This window comes from Psychromonas ingrahamii 37 (assembly GCF_000015285.1).
Classification (GTDB): Bacteria; Pseudomonadota; Gammaproteobacteria; order Enterobacterales; family Psychromonadaceae; genus Psychromonas; species Psychromonas ingrahamii.
In genome coordinates this window covers 675,094-696,182 of record NC_008709.1, presented here as the reverse complement: position 1 = coordinate 696,182, position 21,089 = coordinate 675,094, and the positions used below count along the sequence as shown (strand labels likewise).

Genomic DNA, 21,089 nt, shown 5'->3' with positions numbered 1-21,089 from the left:
ATCACAACATAAACGCTTGCCTGAGCCTTATCTGGTATCCATGCCTTTACAGAAACCTAATCCCACAACAACAAAGAAAGCGCTTTCTTTCTATGATATTATTGGATGAATAGAAGGTAGGCAACCATCTCGCCTAAATATTGATACTTAGGTCACATTATCTTATTTTCACTGTTTTTAATGCCTCAGAGATCAGAATTTTGGTTTTAAAAAGTGACCACAGTATTGTGCCAGCCCTCTCTAATCCCCCCAGGAATTGGTTTTAGATTACGCTCATAATCATGCTTTCATTGCCTGCGCAATACTTGCGCAGATTGTTTCTCTTATCCATTTATGACCCGGTTCATCGTCGTTACGTTTATGCCATAGCAGGACATAGGCAAGGGGAGAAAAGGTGAGCGGTAAGGGTAGCTGCACTAATGGATATAATTTTTTAGCGTGCGCAACAAAGCTTGAGGGTAGGGTGAAAATAAGATCACTGTGCGCACAAACACTGGCTGCACCATAAAAATCCGGCAGGGTACTGCTGATGTGCCTATGCCGTCCGGATTCTGCCAGATGATAATCTAAGGCCCACCAGTCATTACCTTCGCAGCGTACCTGCACATGTGACATTTGCAGGTAACTTTCCATATTCCACCCTCCGACCTCTAGTGTATTAAGTATAGGATGCCCCACTCTGACTAAACAGATCTGCTGGTCAGTAAATAAGGTACTTTGATTAATACCTTCCGGTAGATTATTAAGCCTTAAATCTGATGTTGGATGCAAATCCCGCGCGGTGATACCAAAATCAATCTGCCCTTGTAATAAAGCCTGCATTGATTTTTCAGCCCACCCGTATATATCAAGCGTTATTAAAGGAGCCTGCTTAAGCAGTGGTCCTATGTAAGAAGGTAATAGGGTTTGATAAGCACTTTCAAGTATTGCAAAAGAAAATTGCCTGTGGCTTGTATGCGGCGTAAAGACGGGCGGCAGAGTAATTTGGTACAGGCCTTGTAAAATGGCGGGTAATTGTGATTTAAACTGCAATGCATGTGCTGTCGGCTTTAATCCATGTGCATTACGTACAAAAAGAGGATCACCCAGCGTCTCTCTTAAGCGCTGCAGGCTTTTACTTAAAGCCGATGGACTCAAGTTTAAACGGTTTGCAGCGCGGGTAGCACTCTCCTCTTCTAATAAAATTTGCAGGGTAACTAAAAGATTAAGATCAATCTTTGCAAGGTTATTGATATTGATAAGACAAACTCCTTGAAAGTCTATTCAGAAATACACGGCCATCTTGATAAGGGTCTCTCTTCGCGTCATCCACTTAAGATATGCCCAAAAGGAAATTCAGTTCTGAAATCATACCATTATGATTCATAACTAACCTTGGGTAAACTACCTCAGATAATCAATGTGTTAACTATTTGAGTCTTATAATGCGCAAAAATATATTACCGATGTTGATGTCGATGGTGGTTTTAAGCCCGCTTGCCATCGATATCTATCTGCCTTCAATGCCGGCAATGGCCGCAGAATTTAATGTTTCATCCAGCGAAATACAGTCAACCTTAGTATTGTTTTTATTCGCAATGGGGGTAGGACAAATATTAATTGGTCCACTCGCGGATCGTTTTGGTAGACGCCCTATTGCACTCGCCGGAATGGTACTTTACGTGGCAAGCAGTTTGCTGGCGGCGAATGTTATAGAGTTCCACTGGCTACAATTTGCGCGGGTATTACAGGGGCTTGCGGCATGCGCCACTTCGATAGTGGTCTTTAGTGCGGTACGTGACAGTTATACGGCCAAACAAGGTGCCTATTATTACAGTTATCTCAACGGAGTTATCTGCGTGATTCCGGCATTGGCACCCACCCTGGGCGGATTGCTTGCCTTGCAGTTTGGCTGGCGTTCAACCTTTGTATTTATGGCGCTTTATGCACTGCTTATATTATTTATTTCCCTGTTGCACTTACCGGAGACTCGCCCCAAAAATACTGACAGCGACGGTCTATTATATAGCTGGGCTCGTTTTAAACCTGTCCTGCAGGATGCCCATTTTATCTTTTACGCTTTAACCTGCATGGTCGGTATGGCGTCCATTTTAACCTACGTTTCCTATGCACCTGACTGGTTAATAAGGCATTTAGGGGTTTCCGAATTAACTTTTAGTGCTTTATTTGCTGTGAATGCCGTGGTTAATATCAGCGCATGTTTTGTAGCCCCTCTGGTGATTAAACGTTTTGGTAACCGTGCCACTGTGTTGATTGCTTTGCTGACCCTAATAACCTCAGCCGCCCTGCAGTTTGTTGCACAGCACCTTGGACTTGACAGCGGTATCAGCGCAGCATTTGCATTTATGCTGCCTATGATGCTGTTATGCGTTGGTTTTGCATTATTACTTGGGCCTGCTACCAGTATGGCCTTATCTGCATTTGACGAACGCGCGGGAACAGCAGCGGCGATATTAGGCTGCATTCAGATGAGTGGTGCAGCATTGTTAGCCGGCTTGATTCAGCAAACTAACTTAACTGCCCCCTATGCTTTGATTGTATTAATGGGCGGATTGAGCAGCAGTTTATTACTGGTCATGTTAATGCCGCGTTTTAATCACTGGCATCAGGAGCCCCTCCTACAATAAGGACTCGCGCAACTTCAATCATCTCTGGCATTTAATGGTTGTTTATAAGGGATTATCTAGTGTCTTTACATCTAGTGCACTGATAATAAATAACGCCATTTTATCAAGTGCTTTTTGCAGGTGGGCTTGATGGGTAAATCCACTTTTAACCCTGGGTTTAAGATCGTGATCTCCATCTTCCAGCCATAGCCATTGGATCTCCTTTGGCAATCCATAGGACTGTACTTCTTCGCGGGTTCCAAGTTTGTCGCGTTCACCCTGAATAATAAGCATCTTCTGCTGAATGGAAGGCAAATGTGCCGTTCTTAATGTTTCAGGTTTGCCCACAGGGTGAAATGGGTAACCCAGGCAGACGATCCCTTTAACCTTATCATCGGCGAGCTCTGCGGCAAGCAAACTGGCAATACGTCCACCCATTGACTTACCACCAATGACCATAGGTTGATTAAGCTTCGCAATCAGCTGACCAAATTGTACTACTAACTTTTCTGCGCGCTCAGGCGGACGACGCGTGCCATTATCAATGCGCTGCTGCATATAAGCAAAGTTAAAACGTGCCACGCGGATTCCACGCAAAGCAAGCCCCACGGCAATTTTTTCCATAAAATCGGCATTAGCCGGCGCGCCCGCACCATGGGCAAAGACAAACAAAGGACCTTGAGTGGGCCCGTTATAGATAAGATTCATTATTTTCCAATTTTTAAGCTAAAGTAGTAACAAGATAAAGAACAGAAATGGAACTCGTTGCTGCGTAAAAGTAGACAAATGGATCTTATTTAACTACTCTAACCGATGGTTTCAAAACAACTTATTACCTACTATGGTATTTCCAAATTATATAAAGTTTAACAGCTTAGTTCTAAGCAATACAAAACCGATATAATGTAGTCCTATTAATTGATAACAAATAACAAAGGTAAAAAATAAATGATGACTCCCGATCAAATGATCACCTTAGTAACAGTGAACGCTATCGAATACGGACCTAAGTTAATTGCCGCCATTGTCCTTTGGGTGATTGGTAGTTGGGTCATTAAGTTGCTGGTTTCCGGTTTAAATAAAGCAATGGAAAAAGGCAAAGTCGACCCTTCTTTAAAACCTTTTTTATGCAGCATCAGCGGCATAGTGCTTAAAGTGATGTTAGGTATAACTGTGCTTGGTATGCTGAGTATTGAAATGACCTCTTTTGTTGCCATTCTTGCCGCAGCGGGTTTAGCTGTCGGTATGGCACTTTCAGGTACATTACAAAACTTTGCCGGTGGTGTAATGATTCTGCTCTTTAAGCCCTTTAAAGTCGGAGACTTTATTGATGCACAGGGGCATATGGGAACAGTTAAAGAAATACAAATTTTCAATAGCATTTTAACCACTCCCGATAACAAAACCATTATTATACCTAATGGCGGATTATCAACGAGCTCTATGGTGAACTTTTCAACTGAAAAAAAACGTCGCGTGGATTGGACTATCAGTGTTGCCTATGGTGATGACTTAGATAAAGCACGTGCAGTCATCAAACAACTTTGTGATGCAGATCAGCGTATATTCACAGATCCTGCCGTAGTTATTGTGGTTTCTGCACTAGCAGACAGTTCAGTGAATTTTTCGGTACGCGCCTGGGTTAACGCACCTGATTTTTTTCCGGTGTTCTGGGCCATGAATGAAAATATCTATAAGACATTTCCCAAAGAAGGGCTTAATATTCCGTTCCCGCAAATGGATGTCCATCTGCATAAAGAATCTGCATAAATAAAGTCAGATTTTGCCTAAAGCCATCGTTATCACTTTGGCTTTAATCTCTTCTCCCCCAGCCTTAAAACAGCCCCTTTTACTACTCTCAGAAAATAGTTCCCGGCAACAGAATAATAAATAACGACTATCTTTTGTTATTATATTCGTTCGCATCCATCAATAATCTAAAATCACGCCGGAAAAAACCTTATCGTTATTTTTCTTTTAACAACTAAGCCAAAGAAAAGATCAAAGAAATCATTTAGAGGTATTGGATAAGCCTTTTAATCCCCACCCGCCCCACTTTTAATTCGCCAATTAAAACTAAATTGGCAATAACCCACCCATAACAGAATATAAATGGGTGGGTTTCCACCCGTTTTAACCTTCTTTGATCAGGTATCAGGTTAACAATATGTAAGCGAGTTGTTTGATTACGCGGCTTTTGTAACATTTATTTAACATTGGCACGTTAATTGCTGTGTATTAATTAACATATAGTAATGACTATATGTTAATTGCTATATGTTAATTGCTATAAATAATATGTAGTTCAACCAGCGCCCTGCGTCATCAATGCGCTATTAGACTAAAAACTGCCGTACAGGAGTACAACATGTTAAAAAAATTAATGACCCTTTCCCTTGGCACCGTTGCAGTACTTGCAAGCTTTAATGCATCAGCAAGTTGCGAGCCGGGCGAGATAGTAATCAAATTCAGCCATGTAACCAATGAGACCAGCCACCCTAAGGGCATAGCTGCTTCTTTATTATCTGAGCGAGTGAATAAAGAGATGGATGGCAAGGCTTGTATGGAAGTTTTTCCTAATACCACGCTTTATAATGATGACCAGGCCTTAGAAGCTATTTTAAGCGGTGATCTACAGCTTGCGGCTCCTTCTTTATCCAAGTTTGAAAAAATAACTAAAAAATTCCGCATTTTTGATCTTCCCTTTTTATTTGCTGATGTGGCCGCCGTAGACCGTTTTCAAAATTCAGCATCCGGTGATATTTTGAAAGAGTCGATGACCCGCCGAGGAATCAAAGGATTGGAATTTTGGCACAATGGCATGAAACAGATGTCAGCGAGTAAACCTTTGTTACTGCCAAGTGATGCTGAAGGTCTTAAGTTCAGAGTTCAAGCATCCGATGTGCTTGTTGCTCAATTTGAACAACTGGGTGCTAACCCTCAAAAAATGTCCTTTAGTGAAGTTTATGGTGGTCTGCAAACCAAAGTTATCGATGGTCAGGAAAATACTTGGTCAAATACCTATGGTAAAAAATTCTTCGAAGTACAAGATGGTGTGACTGAAACAAATCACGGTATTCTCGATTACCTGCTTGTGACCTCCGATGATTGGTGGAAGGGTTTACCAACAGATGTACGTGAGCAGTTAGCCACAATAATGTCTGAAGTGACGCAAACCAGAAATGGTGAGTCAATGAGAGTTAATGAAGAAAACAAGCAAAAAATTATTGATGCCGGCGGCGTGGTGCGTACGTTAACAGCTGAGCAGCGTCAAGCCTGGGTTGACGCACTTAAACCTGTCTGGAAAAAATTCGAAAAAGATATCGGCAGTGATCTTCTTGAAGCTGCAATAGCATCAAATAAATAATATTATTATCCTCCCATTTGCCAATACACAATGCTGTATTAGCAAATGGGTTGGATAAGCTTTTCTAATCATCAATAGCCCACAACTAATAACCAATAACTAATAACCAATACCCAATAACTAATAACCAATACCCAATAACTAATAACTAATAAGTTCGGAGTGTGGCAAATGAAGCGTGGATTTTTTACCCGATTAGGGGAAATAACTGACTATATGGAAGAGACGCTCATTGCGCTCTTTTTAGGTTTAATGACCCTGTTAACCTTTGCCAATGTCGTTGTCCGATATATTTTCAACGATAATATTTTATGGGCATTGGAGCTGACCGTGTTTATGTTTGCCTGGATGGTGCTGGTCGGTGCCTCTTATCTGGTGAAAAAACATTTTCATATCGGGGTCGACGTGATTATTAATCTTGCGCCTGCAGGGCTTAAAAAAGTCTTTGCATTAATCGCCGTTGCTTCATGCTTAACGTTTTCAATTTTATTATTAATTGGTTCTTGGGACTACTGGCTCCCTTTTATAACGGACCAGGCCTGGTATGAAACTCAGGATATTCCAATGCCAGATTTCTTACAATTTTTATCTGGCTGGTTCAATGAAGGAGAACGATATGAAAAATTACCCCGTTTTATCCCCTATTTTGCGCTGCCGCTGAGCATGGCAATGATGACCTATCGATTTCTGCAAATTGCCTGGCTGGTTGCCACCAACAAAATAGATAAGATGATTGCAAGTCATGAAGCCGAAGAAGATTTAGATTCGTTACACAATTCAGAGAAAGGAGAATAATTATGGCGATGTTAACCCTTTTTCTAATGGTGATTGTATTCATGACGGTCGGTGTGCCTATTGCGGTTTCACTGGGTCTGTCGAGTATGATCTTTTTATTAATACATTCTGATGCGTCGCTCGCGTCAGTCGCACAAACACTGTTTAACGCGTTTGCCGGACATTATACTTTATTGGCCATCCCTTTCTTTGTATTAGCCTCCAGTTTTATGGCAACGGGTGGCGTCGCTAAGCGGATTATACGTTTTGCGATCGCAATAGTGGGCTCACTGCGTGGTGGTCTGGCAATGGCCTCGGTGGTTGCCTGTATGATGTTTGCTGCCCTGTCGGGATCGTCTCCGGCAACCGTTGTTGCAATTGGTGGGATCGTTATTGCCGGAATGGTCAAAAATGGTTACAGCAAAGATTTTGCAGCAGGTGTTATCTGTAATGCCGGCACCTTAGGGATTTTGATTCCGCCCTCGATCGTGATGGTGGTTTATGCGGCGGCGACGGATGTGTCTGTCGGGCGAATGTTCTTAGGTGGCGTTATACCCGGTTTGCTCGCGGGTTTAATGCTGATGATTGCTATCTATATTTATGCGCGGATTAAGAATATTCCGGCTCAGCCTTTTGTTGGCTGGAAAGAGGTTTTTGATTCGGCTAAAGAGGCGGGTTGGGGATTACTGCTGATTGTTATTATTCTTGGCGGGATTTATGGCGGTATCTTTACACCGACCGAGGCCGCGGCTGTAGCGGCAGTTTATGCCTTTTTTATCTCTAATTTTATCTATAAAGATATGGGGCCTTTATCCGATAAAGAGCCTGAGGAGAAACGGGCTAAAGCATACTGGCGTAAAGCGTCACATGTATTTTTTCATGAAGATACCCGTAAAACCCTCTATGAAGCGGGCAAATTAACGATTATGTTAATGTTTATTGTTGCCAATGCTCTGATTTTAAAGCATGTTCTAACTGAAGAGCAGATCCCGCAAATGATCACCGCATCAATGCTCGATGCCGGTCTAGGCCCTATCACTTTCCTTATTGTGGTTAATATCATCTTATTAATCGGTGGCCAATTTATGGAGCCCTCCGGCCTGCTTATTATCGTTGCGCCTTTGGTCTTTCCAATTGCAACATCATTGGGCATTGATCCTATTCACCTTGGTATTATGATGGTGGTGAATATGGAGATAGGCATGATAACCCCACCCGTAGGACTGAATCTGTTTGTGACCGCTGGTGTTGCACAGATGTCGGTGATGAAGGTAGTGAAAGCCTCGTTGCCGCTAGTGTGTGTTATGTTCGTCTTCTTGATGATAGTCACTTATGTACCCTGGGTTTCAACCTGGTTACCCACCCTGATGATGGGACCTGAGATTATTACTCACTAACAGCAAATCTATTAAATATGTGGTCATGCATTGGACACGAAAAATTAATCTGCAATGCTGATCACATCATTAATTTTTTGGTATAACTTCAAGACGTAAAAACGAGAAACTATGACATTTCAACGACCTTTATATATCCCCTTTGCCGGTCCGGCATTATTAGAAAGCCCTTTACTTAATAAAGGCAGCGCTTTTTCCCAGGAAGAAAGGAACAACTTCAACTTAACCGGCCTGCTGCCACATAATATCGAAACCATTGAATCGCAATCGACGAGAGCCTATCAACAGCTTAGTTCATTTAAATCTGATTTAGATAAACATATCTACCTGCGAAATATCCAGGATACTAATGAGACCTTATTTCATCATCTGATAGAAAATCATCTCGAAGAAGTTATGCCGCTTATTTATACACCAACGGTCGGGCTTGCTTGTGAGCAATTTTCTAAAATATACCGGCGTAAAAGAGGATTGTTTGTTTCCTACCCTGAGCGTCATAAAATTGATGATATGTTACAAAATGCCACCAAACAAAACGTAAAAGTCATTGTAGTGACCGATGGTGAGCGCATATTGGGGTTAGGCGATCAGGGCATAGGCGGCATGGGCATTCCAATAGGTAAACTCGCTTTATATACTGCCTGCGGAGGTATCAGTCCCGCTTATTGTTTGCCAATCGTACTGGATGTTGGTACAAATAACAGTCAGTTACTGGCAGATCCTATGTATATGGGCTGGCGTAATCCCCGTATTACGGGCGAAGAATATAATGAATTTGTAGATCTCTTTATTCAGGCGGTCAAACGCCGCTGGCCTGAGGTACTACTGCAGTTTGAAGATTTTGCACAGACTAATGCAACTCCTCTATTAAATAAATACCGCGATCAGATATGCTGCTTTAATGACGATATTCAAGGTACTGCAGCCGTTTCCGTCGGTACACTTATTGCGGCTTGCCAGAATAAAGGTGAAAAACTCAGTGATCAGCGTATTGCTTTCCTGGGGTCGGGATCTGCGGGTTGCGGTATTGCCCAGCACATCGTAAGACAAATGCAGCGTGAAGGTTTGACCCAAGAGCAGGCACGCCAGCGAGTATTCATGGTTGACCGTTATGGCCTGTTAACTGATCAAATGACCAACCTGCAGGCGTTTCAACAGCCTCTGATACAATATACAAAGGATCTTAGTCACTGGGATATAAGCTCCCATATTGGACTAGAGCAGGTCATCAAACAGGGCAATATCAGCGTATTATTTGGTGTAAGTGGTCAACCTGGCCTATTTACTCAAGAGGTTGTTGAAAGTTTGTGTGCTAACGTTGATCATCCGATTGTATTGCCTTTATCAAATCCCACCTCAAGGGTTGAAGCCACTCCAAAGGATATAACCACCTGGAGTCATGGTCAGGCGATTGTTGCAACCGGCAGTCCATTTCCGCCCACTTTATATGAAAATGAGTATATTGAAGTATCCCAGTGTAACAATAGTTACATATTCCCAGGGATCGGGCTGGGGGTCTTAGCGGCGCGGGCGACGGCAATTAGCGATAATATGTTAATGGCCGCCAGTCAGGCATTAGCAGATGCATCTATGCAGTATGAAAAAGTAAAAGGCGCACTATTACCGCCATTGGGTGAAATAAGACCAATAAGTAAATCAATCGCTTATGCAGTTGCCAAACAAGCAATTGCCGATGGGTTGGCTTTGCCTGTGTCTGAAGAAACCATGCAGCGCCGATTAGTTGATAATTTCTGGGCACCTAAATACAGAACCTATAGACGCACCTCTTTTTAGATACTCACCCTTGATATGAGATTACTGTCTGTTTAAAACAGGCAGTAATGTATTACAAACCCATTGCATATTTCATGACTTTATTCTTAAGCGGCCCGCCTCTCTGCGCCAATCCTAACATTCCTAGCCGTATTAAACGCAACGACGAGCCAAGGCCACTATTGCTTGCGTTATGAAATACCTCCATTGCGCTTACAACCCCATTGCATACTTCATGACTTTATTCTTAAGCGGCCCACTTTTCTGCGCCAATCCTAGCACGCCGCGGCGCATAAAACGCACCGGGCCAAGGTCACTCTTACTAACTTTATAAAATACGTCCATTGCGCTCTGCATCAATAAATTAGCCGGTTTACGCTGCCACTGGTAACGTTTTAACAAAGTTTGCATCGGTAAATCTGAGCAATTCAGCAATAAATCAACTAAACACTCAACATCTTTAAACCCCAGGTTTACCCCCTGGCCCGCCAGTGGATTAATAGTATGTGCGGCATCTCCCAGTAAAACGCAGGATCCTTTAAAATAAGATTGTGCATGCCGACGGGTAAGCGGGAAAGACCCTTTATCTACGATCTCAAAGTCAAAATCCAGAGGCGGGAATTCATCTTTAATGACCTCTTTTAACTGCGCATTGGAGAGCGATTTTAAATGGCCGATTTTTTGTGGATTATGGTACCAAACTAAGCTGGCATTGTTTTCTGCCAGCGGCAAAAAGGCACAGGGACCGGTTTCACGAAATTCCTGCCAGGTAATATTTTGCTGCGGGCAATCGGTTTTAATAGTTACCAACATACATTCCTGACGATAATCCCAAGCAGTAATACCAATATCCAGCAGTTGGCGAACAGCTGAATTAGCCCCGTCACAGGCGATTAATAATTCCGCTTTAATCTGCTCCTCATTATCTAAACTAATCAATACGCTTTTATCTGAATTAATAATGCGCTTAACTTCTCTATTTTCATAACAGGTGACGTTCGAAAGTTTTTTTAATGCCTGCCATAAGACGGCTTGCACCCAGTTATTTTCCGCAATGTAGCCTAATGCATTTATACCAATCTCCTGACTGTCAAATTTCAGTTTTTGACTGCCCTTTTCCCAGGTTTGTAATCCCTGATAAGCACACAAACGGTTTGGCGGAAGGTTCTGCCACACGCCAGCAAGCTCAAGCAAACGTTTACTCTGAGCACTAAAAGCTGACACGCGCAAATCAAAGGGTGCGTTAGCCGCGGGTGTGATACAGGGGCTTTTCTCCACTATATGAATAAAAAACCCCTGATTAGCTAACAATAGTGCACTTAGGGCCCCGACCATCCCTCCACCGACGACAATTATTTCTCTGCGTTGCATTTTTATTCCCTCCGTTATTTTCTTTATAGCACGATTTTTATTGTACTTAAATTATCCTTAAAATCACAAAATACAAACCATTATTAATCTTAAAAAAGGAAAAAAACAAAGAGTAGCATGATCGACCTGATGTGCGTAAAATACGACCTCTTTTTTAGATCCATTGTATGAGCTAATATATTATGAGCATGAAATTACACGTCAAAACTTGGGGTTGTCAAATGAATGAGTATGACTCATCAAAAATGGCCGACCTACTAAATTCAACAAACGGTTATATCTCAGTTGAGCATGCAGAAGATGCGGACGTGGTGTTATTAAATACTTGTTCTATCCGTGAAAAAGCCCAGGAAAAGGTATTCCATCAGCTGGGCCGCTGGAAAAAATTAAAGGTTAACAAACCCAATCTGGTGATTGGTGTGGGTGGTTGTGTTGCCTCCCAGGAAGGTAAAGCGATTCGCAGTCGTGCCCCTTTTGTCGATATTGTTTTTGGCCCGCAAACCTTACACCGTTTACCCGAAATGATAAAAGAAGTACAAGAAAACAAAGGCACTGTGGTTGATGTTAGCTTCCCGGAAATTGAAAAATTTGACTCATTACCTGAGCCGAAAGCCGATGGTGCAACCGCCTTTGTCTCGATTATGGAAGGCTGTTCAAAATATTGTTCTTTCTGCGTTGTACCCTATACCCGGGGTGAAGAAGTTAGCCGCCCACTCGATGATGTGTTATTAGAAGTTGCCCAGTTAGCTGAACAGGGTGTGCGTGAAGTAACCCTGTTAGGTCAAAATGTTAATTCTTATCTTGGTGCAACCTATGACGGTGATACCTGCAGTTTTGCTGAACTGTTACGTTTTGTTGCATCCATTGATGGTATTGATCGCCTGCGCTACGTCACCAGTAATCCGATTGATTTTAGCGATGAAATTATCGCCGTCTATGAAGATACACCGGAACTGGTCAATTTCTTACATTTACCCGTACAAGCGGGTTCGGATAGAATACTAGCGGCAATGAAACGGGGTCATACCGTTGCCCAGTACAAAGATCAAATAGCGCGTTTATTACAAGTCCGCCCGGAACTCACCGTCAGCTCCGATTTTATTATTGGCTTCCCGAATGAAACCGATCACGATTTTGAGCAAACCATGGATCTGATTAAATATATTAATTTTGATACCAGCTATAGCTTTATTTATAGTCAGCGTCCGGGCACACCAGCGGCTGATATGCCCGATGATGTGACTCTGGAAACTAAAAAACAGCGCCTGGCAATTCTGCAGGACAGAATTCAGCAGCAATCGCAGGGCATTGGCCGGAAAATGGTGGGCAGCGTTCAGCGTATTTTAGTTGAAGGACCTTCACGTAAAAATATTATGGAATTATGCGGTCGTACTGAAAACAACCGTATTGTTAACTTTGAGGGTGACCATCGTTCCATTGGCGGCTTTGTTGATGTAGAAATAACGGAAGTTCATACTAACTCAATCCGTGGGAAATTCATCCGTGGAGAAGCAGAAATGAACCTGCGTGAATCAATTCGCCCGAGTGATATTGTTAACAAACATGAAAACAAATCAGCTGTTAACAGCTATATTCCTGCCTAATTGGCTTAATCAACAAAACTAACCCTATTAATAGGTTAGTTTTGTTGATATAAAGTTTATCAAGATTAATGCTTTCAAAAGCTCCCTCAGGGGACTCAGAAAAACATGCTGAAGCTTTAGGCTTCTCCTGCGAAGAATCATTTAACTGCTTAATTTAAGGTTTAACTAATTTGACTACCAAACTGACTACCGTCTATATTGACTTAGTGCCTGCCGACATAAAACGCTTAGCGATATTATGTGGCGCATTTGATGACAATATCAAACAAGTAGAACGCCGCTTAGGACTTGAAATAATTTATAAAAATGAAAACTTTCAGATTATCGGCGAACATCGTTATGCCCAAGCCTGCAGCGAACTTTTACAGGAATTATATCTGGAGACCTTGCCTGTCAAAGGTAAAATACCTTCGTTATCGGCAGATGATGTGCATCTCGCCCTGCAAAACCTTATCTCGACTCACCGTTTATTAGAAGTAAAATCCATCGATCAAACATCCACTCAAAGTCTGTCGATTAAAACCAAACGCGGCATTATTAAACCGCGCAGTGAAAATCAAACTAACTATGTGAGCAACATTTTAAAGAGCGACATTAGTTTTGGCGTAGGTCCAGCCGGAACAGGTAAAACCTATTTAGCCGTCGCCTGTGCCATTGAAGCGTTAGAACGCCAGGAAGTACGGCGTATTCTTTTGACCCGCCCTGCGGTTGAAGCAGGTGAAAAATTAGGATTTTTACCCGGGGATTTATCACAAAAAGTGGATCCTTATTTGCGTCCTCTTTATGACGCACTGTTCGAAATGCTGGGTTTTGAAAAAGTAGAAAAATTGATTGAAAAAAAGGTTATTGAAATAGCCCCTCTAGCGTATATGCGCGGCCGTACGCTAAATGATGCCTTTATAATTTTGGATGAGAGCCAAAATACAACGATTGAACAGATGAAGATGTTTTTAACCCGCATCGGCTTTAACTCGACGGCGGTGATTACCGGTGACATCACCCAAATTGATTTACCGCGCCATCAAAAGTCGGGTTTGCGCCATGCGATTGAGGTACTGGCGAATGTTGAAGAGGTCAGTTTTAATTTTTTCCTGGCCGATGATATAGTGCGCCATCCGGTTGTTGCCCGTATCGTTAAAGCCTATGAAGCCTTTGAGCATACAGCAGAAATAAAAGCCGCTAAAGTGGAAAAAAAATAATGCAATTATATGTCGATTTACAAATTGCCTGCTCTGATCCTAATGACCTCCCAATGCCGGCATCCTTTGAGAAATGGATTGAAGCGGCTATATTAGGTGGTTCAGAAAGTCATCGGGAAGAAGCGGAATTAACGGTCCGTATTGTTGATCAAGATGAAATTATGCAGCTAAACCACCAATATCGAAATATAAGCAAAACCACTAATGTACTCGCTTTTCCTTTTCAAAATCCCCCTGGGCTTACCTTGCCATTACTCGGTGATCTGATTATCTGCAAAGAGGTGGTGGAAAGTGAGGCAAAACTGCAGGGCAAATCCTTAACTGCACATTGGGCTCATATGTCTATTCATAGTACCCTGCATCTGCTGGGTTATGATCATATTGAGCAAGCCGAAGCAGTTGAAATGGAAAGTTTAGAGACAAAACTGTTAACCGAACTTGGTTTTACAGACCCTTACTTAAGTGAAAAAGAGTAAATAAAATTAATGCCCGACGATAAAGCACAAACATCATCAGATAAAATAGGACTATTCGATAAAATTAGTAATCTTTTCCAGGGCGAGCCACAAACTCAACAAGAATTACTGGATGTGATTCAAGGTGCTAAATCGCGCCAGATTATCGATCAACAAACCCGAGAGATGATTAAAGGCGTTTTAGATGTATCAAAATTACGTGTCCGTGACATTATGATCCCGCGTTCACAAATGACCACCTTAGGTCTGCATCAAAGCGTCAATGAATTCCTGCCGAAAATTATCGATTCCGCACATTCTCGCTTTCCGGTGATAACCGAAGATAAAGACCATATAGTCGGTCTTTTGCTGGCCAAGGATTTGATTAGATTTGGTTTCAGCAGTGAAGCAAATGAGTTTAAAATTGAAGATATACTCAGGGAAGCCGTCGTTGTTCCTGAAAGTAAACGCTTAGGAACTTTATTAAAAGAGTTTCGCAGTCAACGCTACCACATGGCGATTGTCGTTGATGAGTACGGTGGCGTATCAGGGCTGGTGACCATCGAAGATATTTTAGAAGTGATAGTGGGTGAAATTGAAGATGAATTTGACGATCAAGAAGAGGATGATATCCGTCAGATTGGTAAAAGAACTTATGTGGTTAATGCCATGACATCCATTGAGAAGTTTAATAACTTTTTTTCCACCTCATTTGATATTGAAGGACAAGATACCGTTGCTGGTTTTATTATCCATGAATTAGGCCACCTTCCCCGCCGCGGTGAAAGGATCACTATTGATGAGCATCAATTCAAAGTCACTATTAGTGAAAAACGCCGCTTAATACAACTGCAGGTACTGATTCCTAAAGAATTAAGCAGTATTGAGTGATCCTGTTTTGATTAAAAAAATAGATAATTTAACCAAGCACCTTTATGGACAACTTTTTGTTGCCTGTATTTTAGGTGCCGTTCAGGTTTTTGCTTTTGCCCCTTTTGAGCAGTGGTGGGTGATTTATCCCACTTTTGTTGGTTTTTTTCTTTTACAGAAACAGTTACAAAAAAGCACCCGACGTTATTTTTTAGTTAGCTTTATTTTTAGCATCTCAAGCTTAATTGCAACCTTGTGTTGGATTTATGTCAGCATGGATCTCTATGGCGGCATGCCAAAAATTGTCAGTGCGCTTTTAATCGTATTATTATGTGCCTATCTGGCGATTTATCCAAGCCTTGCCTTATGGGCGAGCACCCGCTTATCAGGGGTGTCTGACACACAGCGTTATCTTTTACTGATACCCGTCTTCTGGTTAATTTCCGACTGGTTTCGAGGTTATGTCCTAACCGGTTTCCCCTGGGCATATTTGGGCTACAGTCATGCAGATACTCCCTTAGTCGGCTTCGCACCCGTATTAGGCGTACAAGGCATCACCCTTGCTGTAATGGTGATTTGCGGCGCACTGACTTTACTTATCCAGAAACAAAAAATCGGCTTAAGCCTCTCGGTAATCAGTGCGCTGTTGATAAGTGGTTTTATTTTACAACAACAGCAATACACCATAGCGCAACCCTCAATCAACGTATCACTGGTGCAGGGTAATATTGATCAGAATGAAAAATGGAAAAAAGAACAGTTATCCCCTTCCCTGCAGAAGTATTCAGCTCTCAGTGAAACGGGACTCGACGACCAAACTGAGCTGATAATTTGGCCAGAATCCGCCATCGCAGCCTTAGATGTTAATGTGCAGGCATTTCTGCAACCTTTATCGGCTGACTTAGCGGCAAAAAATAAAACGCTGATGACGGGAATTATTGGTTATGAATCAAAAACCGATAGTTATTACAACTCGATCGTTACCTTAGGAAAATTACCTAATCAACAATTGCCCCAGCGACAAGGTTATTCATTACAGAGTGAAAATCGCTATCAAAAGCACCATCTACTGCCGATTGGAGAATTTGTTCCTTTCGAGAAGTTATTACGTCCGCTTGCCCCCTATTTTAACTTACCTATGTCAAGTTTCCAGCGTGGTACGCAACTACAAAATAACTTACAAACAGAGCAGGTATCTATTGCCGCCGCGATCTGTTATGAAATCGCTTTTCCCGAACTGTTACGCAAAAATATAGGCGAAAAAACCGGGGTTCTTTTAACGGTCAGTAATGATGCCTGGTTTGGTAATTCGATTGGACCGGATCAACATTTACAGATAGCAAGAATGCGCGCTATCGAGTTTGCTCGCCCGCTTTTACGTTCCACCAATAATGGCGTAACCGCGATTTTCGATGCATCAGGCAATGAACTGGGCAGATTACCAGTTAATGTAGCAGCTGTTTTAAGTAAAAAAATTCAGCCGACTTTTGGTCAAACGCCCTATCAATATGCCGGCTCCTACCCCCTTTATTTATACTGTTTATTGGTGCTTCTTGGATTGTTTTTATCTTCCAAGTATAAAAAACACAAAACCAAATCTTAGGGCTGACTATCGCACCTCTGCTGCTGGTTCGCGAATATCGCCCCTGATGATGCTATTAGAATCTTTAGCAGATAAGAAATAAAGGGGTCATGATTATGAAGCAGCGTAATAGTCCTTATATCAGCCTAATACCAATAAAGAACGTTCTCTGCGCGCCTTATCTAGCGGGCAACAAGCTGCTATGCAAAAACATTTCTGCCAATAAATTCTATTATACTATTACTCCCCCTGGCACACAGGAGGAGTTCATTCACTACAAACGTCTAACCTGTAAAACATCTTTTAATTGTTTGATTTTATTTTGTATTTTGGCAATGTTATCACTCGTATGTATTTCTAAATCAAGATCAATAATGGCCGTCTGAGTTTTAACATTAGTCATACTGTTAACGCCCAATACATTTACTTTTTCATTAGATAATAACGTCGATACATCTCTTAGCAGGCCGCTCCGATCTAAGGCTTCCAGACGAAGTGTTAACGAATAACCTGACGAGTTAGCATCCCCCCAAGATGCTTCAACCAACCTTTCTGGATTCGCCTCACGCAAGTCAGCCAATTGTTCGCAGGCTTTACGATGCACTGAAATTCCTCGCCCTTGGGTGATATACCCCTCAATAGGCTCTCCAGGAATGGGCTGACAACAACGGGCGATACTGTGCAATAAATTACTTTCACCCTGAATCGTAATATTATCACCAATGGGTTTGGCAACAAAAGAACTACTGCGCTTCGCTAAGGATTCTAACGCCGCCTGATCTTGCTCAGCTAATGTTTGTTGGTGGTGGTAATCATTTAAAAAGTTTAGCAGCTGATTAATACGTAAATCACCGTTGCCCACACCGGCGAAAATATCCTCGACACAGCTCACATTAAAACGTGTTATTGCGGGAGGGAGATCACTTAATTTCAGTTTCAGTTTAGCCAGTTCATTTTCTAATAACTCACGTCCCGCTTGGACATTTTTATCACGATCTTGTTTTCTAAACCAGGATGAAACCTTATTTCTGGCGCGCGGGGCATTAATATAACCTAAATTAGGATTGAGCCAATCTCGACTTGGATTAGGTTCTTTTTGAGTGAGAATTTCAACCTGATCACCGGTTTTTAAGTGGTAAGTGAAAGGCACAATATGGTTGGCAACTTTAGCACCAATACAGCGGTGTCCGACCTGACTGTGTATGTAATAGGCAAAATCAAGGGGTGTCGCTCCTGCGGGAAGATCTATCACCTCACCCTTGGGGGTAAAAACATAAACACGATCATCAAAAACTTGACTGCGCACCTCATCAACTAAGTCCTCACTGTCGGCAATATCCTCCTGCCAGGCGAGTATTTTACGTAGCCAGGCTATTTTCTCTTCATATCCGCTGGAGGCCTTTCCACCAGCGCTGCCCTCTTTATATTTCCAGTGAGCCGCAACCCCCAATTCGGAATCTTCATGCATTTTTCGAGTACGTATCTGCACTTCAACCGCTTTTCCTTCTGGCCCTAATACGACGGTATGAATAGATTGGTAGCCATTCGCTTTCGGATTGGCAATATAATCATCAAATTCACTGGGAATATGGCGCCACTGAGTATGAATGGCACCTAAAGCCGCATAACAATCCTGTAGTTTTTCAACCACAACCCGCACCGCACGTACATCATAAAGATCTTCAAACTGTAAATTCTTTTTCTGCATTTTGCGGTAAATACTGTAGATATGTTTGGGACGCCCATAGGCCGTACCGTCAACATTCATCTCTTGCAGAGAATCTTTTACGGTGTTAACAAAATTTTCAATATAATGTTCACGATCGATACGCTTTTCATCAAGCTGTTTGGCTATTTTTTTATAAATTTCAGGTTCTAAATAACGAAAGGATAAGTCTTCCAATTCCCATTTTAGCTGTCCAATACCTAAACGATTTGCCAGCGGGGCATAAATCGAAGATATTTCACTAGCGACTAACAGCCTTTTATCTTTATCTGCTCCTTTTATCTGCCGTAAATAACAGATCCGTTCAGCCAATTTAATAACAACGGCACGGACATCATCGACCATTGCCAGTAACATATTACGTAAGTTATCCACTTGTGCGGCATTGTTATTCGACCCTCCCTGATTTTGTAATGCCCGAATACCTTCCATATCCGTCGCACCCTTAACCAGTTTGGCAACACGCTTAGACCACCATTCATTCACTTGCTCCTGACTGATAATTTGATGGTCAAGCAGAGGAAAAATCAGTGCGGCATTTAAGGTGTCCATGTCCATGTTTAAAGTGACCAAAATCTCAACCATTTCAGTCCCTAACTCCAACAGGGTATGCTGCTCACTGTTCAGGCATAAAGCGATAATTTTTTCGTAATTGTCTAATAATTTGCTTTGATCCGAGCTACTTAAGCCTAACGTAGTGACCCATTTTTTAGGGTTTTTTTGCGCGGTTTGATAAAAATGTGTATCTCTGACTGAAACCATTAAAAGAAACTCCAAAAAATAAAAATAAATCTAACCAGTAAACAGTGCCATCGATTCCATATGAGCCGTTTGCGGGAACATGTCCAACAAACCTAATTTATCCAGTTTATAACCCTTATCAAGCAACACTTGACTATCCCGGGCCAGGGTCAGCGGATCACAGGATACATAGAGGATATGCGATGGTTTTTTTTGTGCTATAAAAGCTAAACAATCCAACGCGCCAGCACGCGCCGGATCTAATAAAACCTTATTAAAGTTTTGGTTGGCCCACTCCTGCTCGATAAGATTTTCGCCGCTTAAGTCGGCTTGATAAAATCGGGCATTCTGTAAATTATTTAATTGTGCATTGGCCGTTGCACGGTCCACCATTTGTTGAACCCCTTCAATACCCACTACCGATTCAACCTGGCGCGCGATCGGTAAAGTGAAATTCCCTAAACCGCAGAAAAGATCTAAGACACTGTCGTTTTTTTCTAAAGCGAGCCACTGCATAGCCTGACTGACCATTTTTTTATTAATATCACTGTTTACTTGTAAAAAATCGGTGGGTGTAAAACTCAAGGAACAATCCCACTCCGGCAACCGGTAACTTAGATTTGCCTCGCCGGCCAGACAAACAGACTGGTTAGAGGAAGCCTGTCCAAAAAAGTTCACTTTTTGTAGCGCTGAAAAAGCCGTTATTAGTTGTAAATCCGGGCTGGTTAAGGTTTTCATATGACGTAATAAAACCACCGCACCTTGATCTGCGTAAAGCAGCTCCACATGCCCTAAATGGGCTTTGCATTGTAAGCTATTTAATAATATTTTAAGGGGCGGAATTAAACACTCTAATTCAGGTAATAATACAGGGCAAACTTTTTGGTCGATAAGCTCATTACTTTGGGCGCGTCTAAGGCCCATTTTTAACTGTTTATTTTTTTTATCAAATTGTAAACCAAAACGCGCTGTACGACGATATTCCCATGCCTTATCAATAATCGGTTTTTCCAGTTGTTGCGGTACTTTTTTAGCAAAACGTTGAAATAATGATAATAGCCCATCTGATTTAATCTGGATCTGCGCAGCTTGGTTTAGATGCTGCAGATCACAGCCACCGCACTCCTGATAATGAGGACAAGCGGCAGTAATTCTTAACTCACTGGCCTTGATGATCTTTTTAATCTTCCCTTTGCTATAGCGTTTTTTACTTTCTACAATTTGTACTTCAAGTAATTCACCTGCAAGCGCCCCATCAATAAAAAGAGGTTTATTCTGAAAATAGGCTAAACCACGTCCCCGGTGATCTAATTTTTCAACTTTTATGTTTTTTAAAATATGATTTTTGATACTATTTGTGGGTGCTGCTTTAAAGAACTGGGCCATAAGTGATTCACAGGTTAAGTAAGCTATGCGATCATAGACTGATATTTATCGATAAGACTATTGTCACACAATGAAAAATAAAAGCATTCATTTATATAAAATCGATGAATACGCTGATGCTGTTTTATACATTAATATTAACCTGCGGGACTCAATAACCATTTGATGGTTTTGCTATTACCACTCATTTTAGAAATGTAACCTATGACAAAATACGGACTTCGAGCTCAAGTGATTG

16 protein-coding genes are annotated in these 21,089 nt (G+C 41.9%); 11 read left to right on the top strand and 5 right to left on the bottom strand.

The window, feature by feature from the left end; translation table 11 throughout:
* Positions 1-279: 279 nt before the first annotated feature.
* Positions 280-1,239 carry a LysR substrate-binding domain-containing protein gene (locus PING_RS02860; protein ID WP_041765859.1) on the bottom strand — a complete coding sequence of 320 codons (960 nt, stop codon included), beginning with the start codon at positions 1,237-1,239 and terminating at the stop codon, positions 280-282.
* A 185-nt stretch (positions 1,240-1,424) separates the two neighbouring features.
* Between PING_RS02860 and PING_RS02855 the strand changes: the two genes are divergently transcribed.
* Entirely contained in the window at positions 1,425-2,627 is a 1,203-nt protein-coding gene (locus tag PING_RS02855) for a multidrug effflux MFS transporter (protein ID WP_011768956.1), read from the top strand.
* Between the two features lie 42 nt (positions 2,628-2,669).
* On the opposite strand, the gene PING_RS02850 is transcribed toward PING_RS02855, so the two are convergent.
* Positions 2,670-3,314 (bottom strand): alpha/beta fold hydrolase, encoded by a 645-nt coding sequence (locus tag PING_RS02850; protein WP_011768955.1) that lies wholly within the window; start codon positions 3,312-3,314, stop codon positions 2,670-2,672.
* 240 nt (positions 3,315-3,554) lie between these two features.
* Here PING_RS02850 and PING_RS02845 point away from each other — a divergent pair, with 240 nt between their 5' ends.
* The 5 genes from PING_RS02845 to PING_RS02820 all read left to right on the top strand — a co-directional run bounded on the left by PING_RS02845 (position 3,555) and on the right by PING_RS02820 (position 9,938).
* The gene (locus PING_RS02845) at positions 3,555-4,376 is read left to right on the top strand and encodes a mechanosensitive ion channel family protein (protein WP_011768954.1); all 822 of its coding nucleotides are present in this window, start codon (positions 3,555-3,557) and stop codon (positions 4,374-4,376) included.
* A gap of 598 nt (positions 4,377-4,974) precedes the next feature.
* Positions 4,975-5,973 (top strand): DctP family TRAP transporter solute-binding subunit, encoded by a 999-nt coding sequence (locus PING_RS02835; RefSeq protein ID WP_011768953.1) that lies wholly within the window; start codon positions 4,975-4,977, stop codon positions 5,971-5,973.
* 171 nt (positions 5,974-6,144) lie between these two features.
* Positions 6,145-6,768, top strand: a complete 624-nt coding sequence (locus tag PING_RS02830) for a TRAP transporter small permease (RefSeq protein ID WP_011768952.1) — start codon at positions 6,145-6,147, stop codon at positions 6,766-6,768.
* Positions 6,769-6,770: 2 nt separating this feature from the next.
* Positions 6,771-8,144 (top strand): TRAP transporter large permease, encoded by a 1,374-nt coding sequence (locus PING_RS02825; RefSeq protein ID WP_011768951.1) that lies wholly within the window; start codon positions 6,771-6,773, stop codon positions 8,142-8,144.
* A gap of 111 nt (positions 8,145-8,255) precedes the next feature.
* Entirely contained in the window at positions 8,256-9,938 is a 1,683-nt protein-coding gene (locus PING_RS02820) for an NAD-dependent malic enzyme (RefSeq protein WP_011768950.1), read from the top strand.
* 192 nt (positions 9,939-10,130) lie between these two features.
* On the opposite strand, the gene PING_RS02815 is transcribed toward PING_RS02820, so the two are convergent.
* Positions 10,131-11,288, bottom strand: coding sequence for an FAD-dependent monooxygenase (locus PING_RS02815; protein ID WP_011768949.1), 1,158 nt, complete (start codon positions 11,286-11,288; stop codon positions 10,131-10,133).
* 182 nt (positions 11,289-11,470) lie between these two features.
* Between PING_RS02815 and miaB the strand changes: the two genes are divergently transcribed.
* From miaB to lnt, 5 genes are all read left to right on the top strand, one after another.
* The gene (miaB, locus tag PING_RS02810) at positions 11,471-12,892 is read left to right on the top strand and encodes a tRNA (N6-isopentenyl adenosine(37)-C2)-methylthiotransferase MiaB (RefSeq protein ID WP_011768948.1); all 1,422 of its coding nucleotides are present in this window, start codon (positions 11,471-11,473) and stop codon (positions 12,890-12,892) included.
* A 170-nt stretch (positions 12,893-13,062) separates the two neighbouring features.
* Positions 13,063-14,091, top strand: a complete 1,029-nt coding sequence (locus PING_RS02805; protein WP_011768947.1) for a PhoH family protein — start codon at positions 13,063-13,065, stop codon at positions 14,089-14,091.
* Entirely contained in the window at positions 14,091-14,567 is a 477-nt protein-coding gene (ybeY, locus tag PING_RS02800) for an rRNA maturation RNase YbeY (protein WP_011768946.1), read from the top strand. The genes PING_RS02805 and ybeY overlap by 1 nt, the downstream gene beginning before the upstream one ends.
* Positions 14,568-14,576: 9 nt before the next feature.
* Positions 14,577-15,437, top strand: coding sequence for an HlyC/CorC family transporter (locus tag PING_RS02795; RefSeq protein WP_011768945.1), 861 nt, complete (start codon positions 14,577-14,579; stop codon positions 15,435-15,437).
* Positions 15,430-17,019, top strand: a complete 1,590-nt coding sequence (lnt, locus tag PING_RS02790; protein WP_157035297.1) for an apolipoprotein N-acyltransferase — start codon at positions 15,430-15,432, stop codon at positions 17,017-17,019. The genes PING_RS02795 and lnt overlap by 8 nt, the downstream gene beginning before the upstream one ends.
* A 253-nt stretch (positions 17,020-17,272) precedes the next feature.
* Here the strand turns inward: lnt and relA are convergent, their stop codons facing one another.
* Positions 17,273-19,486 (bottom strand): GTP diphosphokinase, encoded by a 2,214-nt coding sequence (gene relA / locus PING_RS02785; protein ID WP_011768943.1) that lies wholly within the window; start codon positions 19,484-19,486, stop codon positions 17,273-17,275.
* A 30-nt stretch (positions 19,487-19,516) separates the two neighbouring features.
* On the bottom strand, positions 19,517-20,851 hold the full coding sequence (gene rlmD, locus PING_RS02780) for a 23S rRNA (uracil(1939)-C(5))-methyltransferase RlmD (protein WP_011768942.1): 1,335 nt from the start codon (positions 20,849-20,851) through the stop codon (positions 19,517-19,519).
* Between the last annotated feature and the right edge of the window lie 238 nt (positions 20,852-21,089).

What these genes read in the sequence shown, in the direction of transcription:
- PING_RS02855 (WP_011768956.1), top strand. Translation starts at nt 1,425, where the DNA reads ATGCGCAAAAATATATTACCGATGTTGATGTCGATGGTGGTTTTAAGC.
- PING_RS02850 (WP_011768955.1), bottom strand. Translation starts at nt 3,314, where the DNA reads ATGAATCTTATCTATAACGGGCCCACTCAAGGTCCTTTGTTTGTCTTT.
- PING_RS02845 (WP_011768954.1), top strand. Translation starts at nt 3,555, where the DNA reads ATGATGACTCCCGATCAAATGATCACCTTAGTAACAGTGAACGCTATC.
- PING_RS02835 (WP_011768953.1), top strand. Translation starts at nt 4,975, where the DNA reads ATGTTAAAAAAATTAATGACCCTTTCCCTTGGCACCGTTGCAGTACTT.
- PING_RS02830 (WP_011768952.1), top strand. Translation starts at nt 6,145, where the DNA reads ATGAAGCGTGGATTTTTTACCCGATTAGGGGAAATAACTGACTATATG.
- PING_RS02825 (WP_011768951.1), top strand. Translation starts at nt 6,771, where the DNA reads ATGGCGATGTTAACCCTTTTTCTAATGGTGATTGTATTCATGACGGTC.
- PING_RS02820 (WP_011768950.1), top strand. Translation starts at nt 8,256, where the DNA reads ATGACATTTCAACGACCTTTATATATCCCCTTTGCCGGTCCGGCATTA.
- PING_RS02815 (WP_011768949.1), bottom strand. Translation starts at nt 11,288, where the DNA reads ATGCAACGCAGAGAAATAATTGTCGTCGGTGGAGGGATGGTCGGGGCC.
- miaB (WP_011768948.1), top strand. Translation starts at nt 11,471, where the DNA reads ATGAGCATGAAATTACACGTCAAAACTTGGGGTTGTCAAATGAATGAG.
- ybeY (WP_011768946.1), top strand. Translation starts at nt 14,091, where the DNA reads ATGCAATTATATGTCGATTTACAAATTGCCTGCTCTGATCCTAATGAC.
- PING_RS02795 (WP_011768945.1), top strand. Translation starts at nt 14,577, where the DNA reads ATGCCCGACGATAAAGCACAAACATCATCAGATAAAATAGGACTATTC.
- relA (WP_011768943.1), bottom strand. Translation starts at nt 19,486, where the DNA reads ATGGTTTCAGTCAGAGATACACATTTTTATCAAACCGCGCAAAAAAAC.
- rlmD (WP_011768942.1), bottom strand. Translation starts at nt 20,851, where the DNA reads ATGGCCCAGTTCTTTAAAGCAGCACCCACAAATAGTATCAAAAATCAT.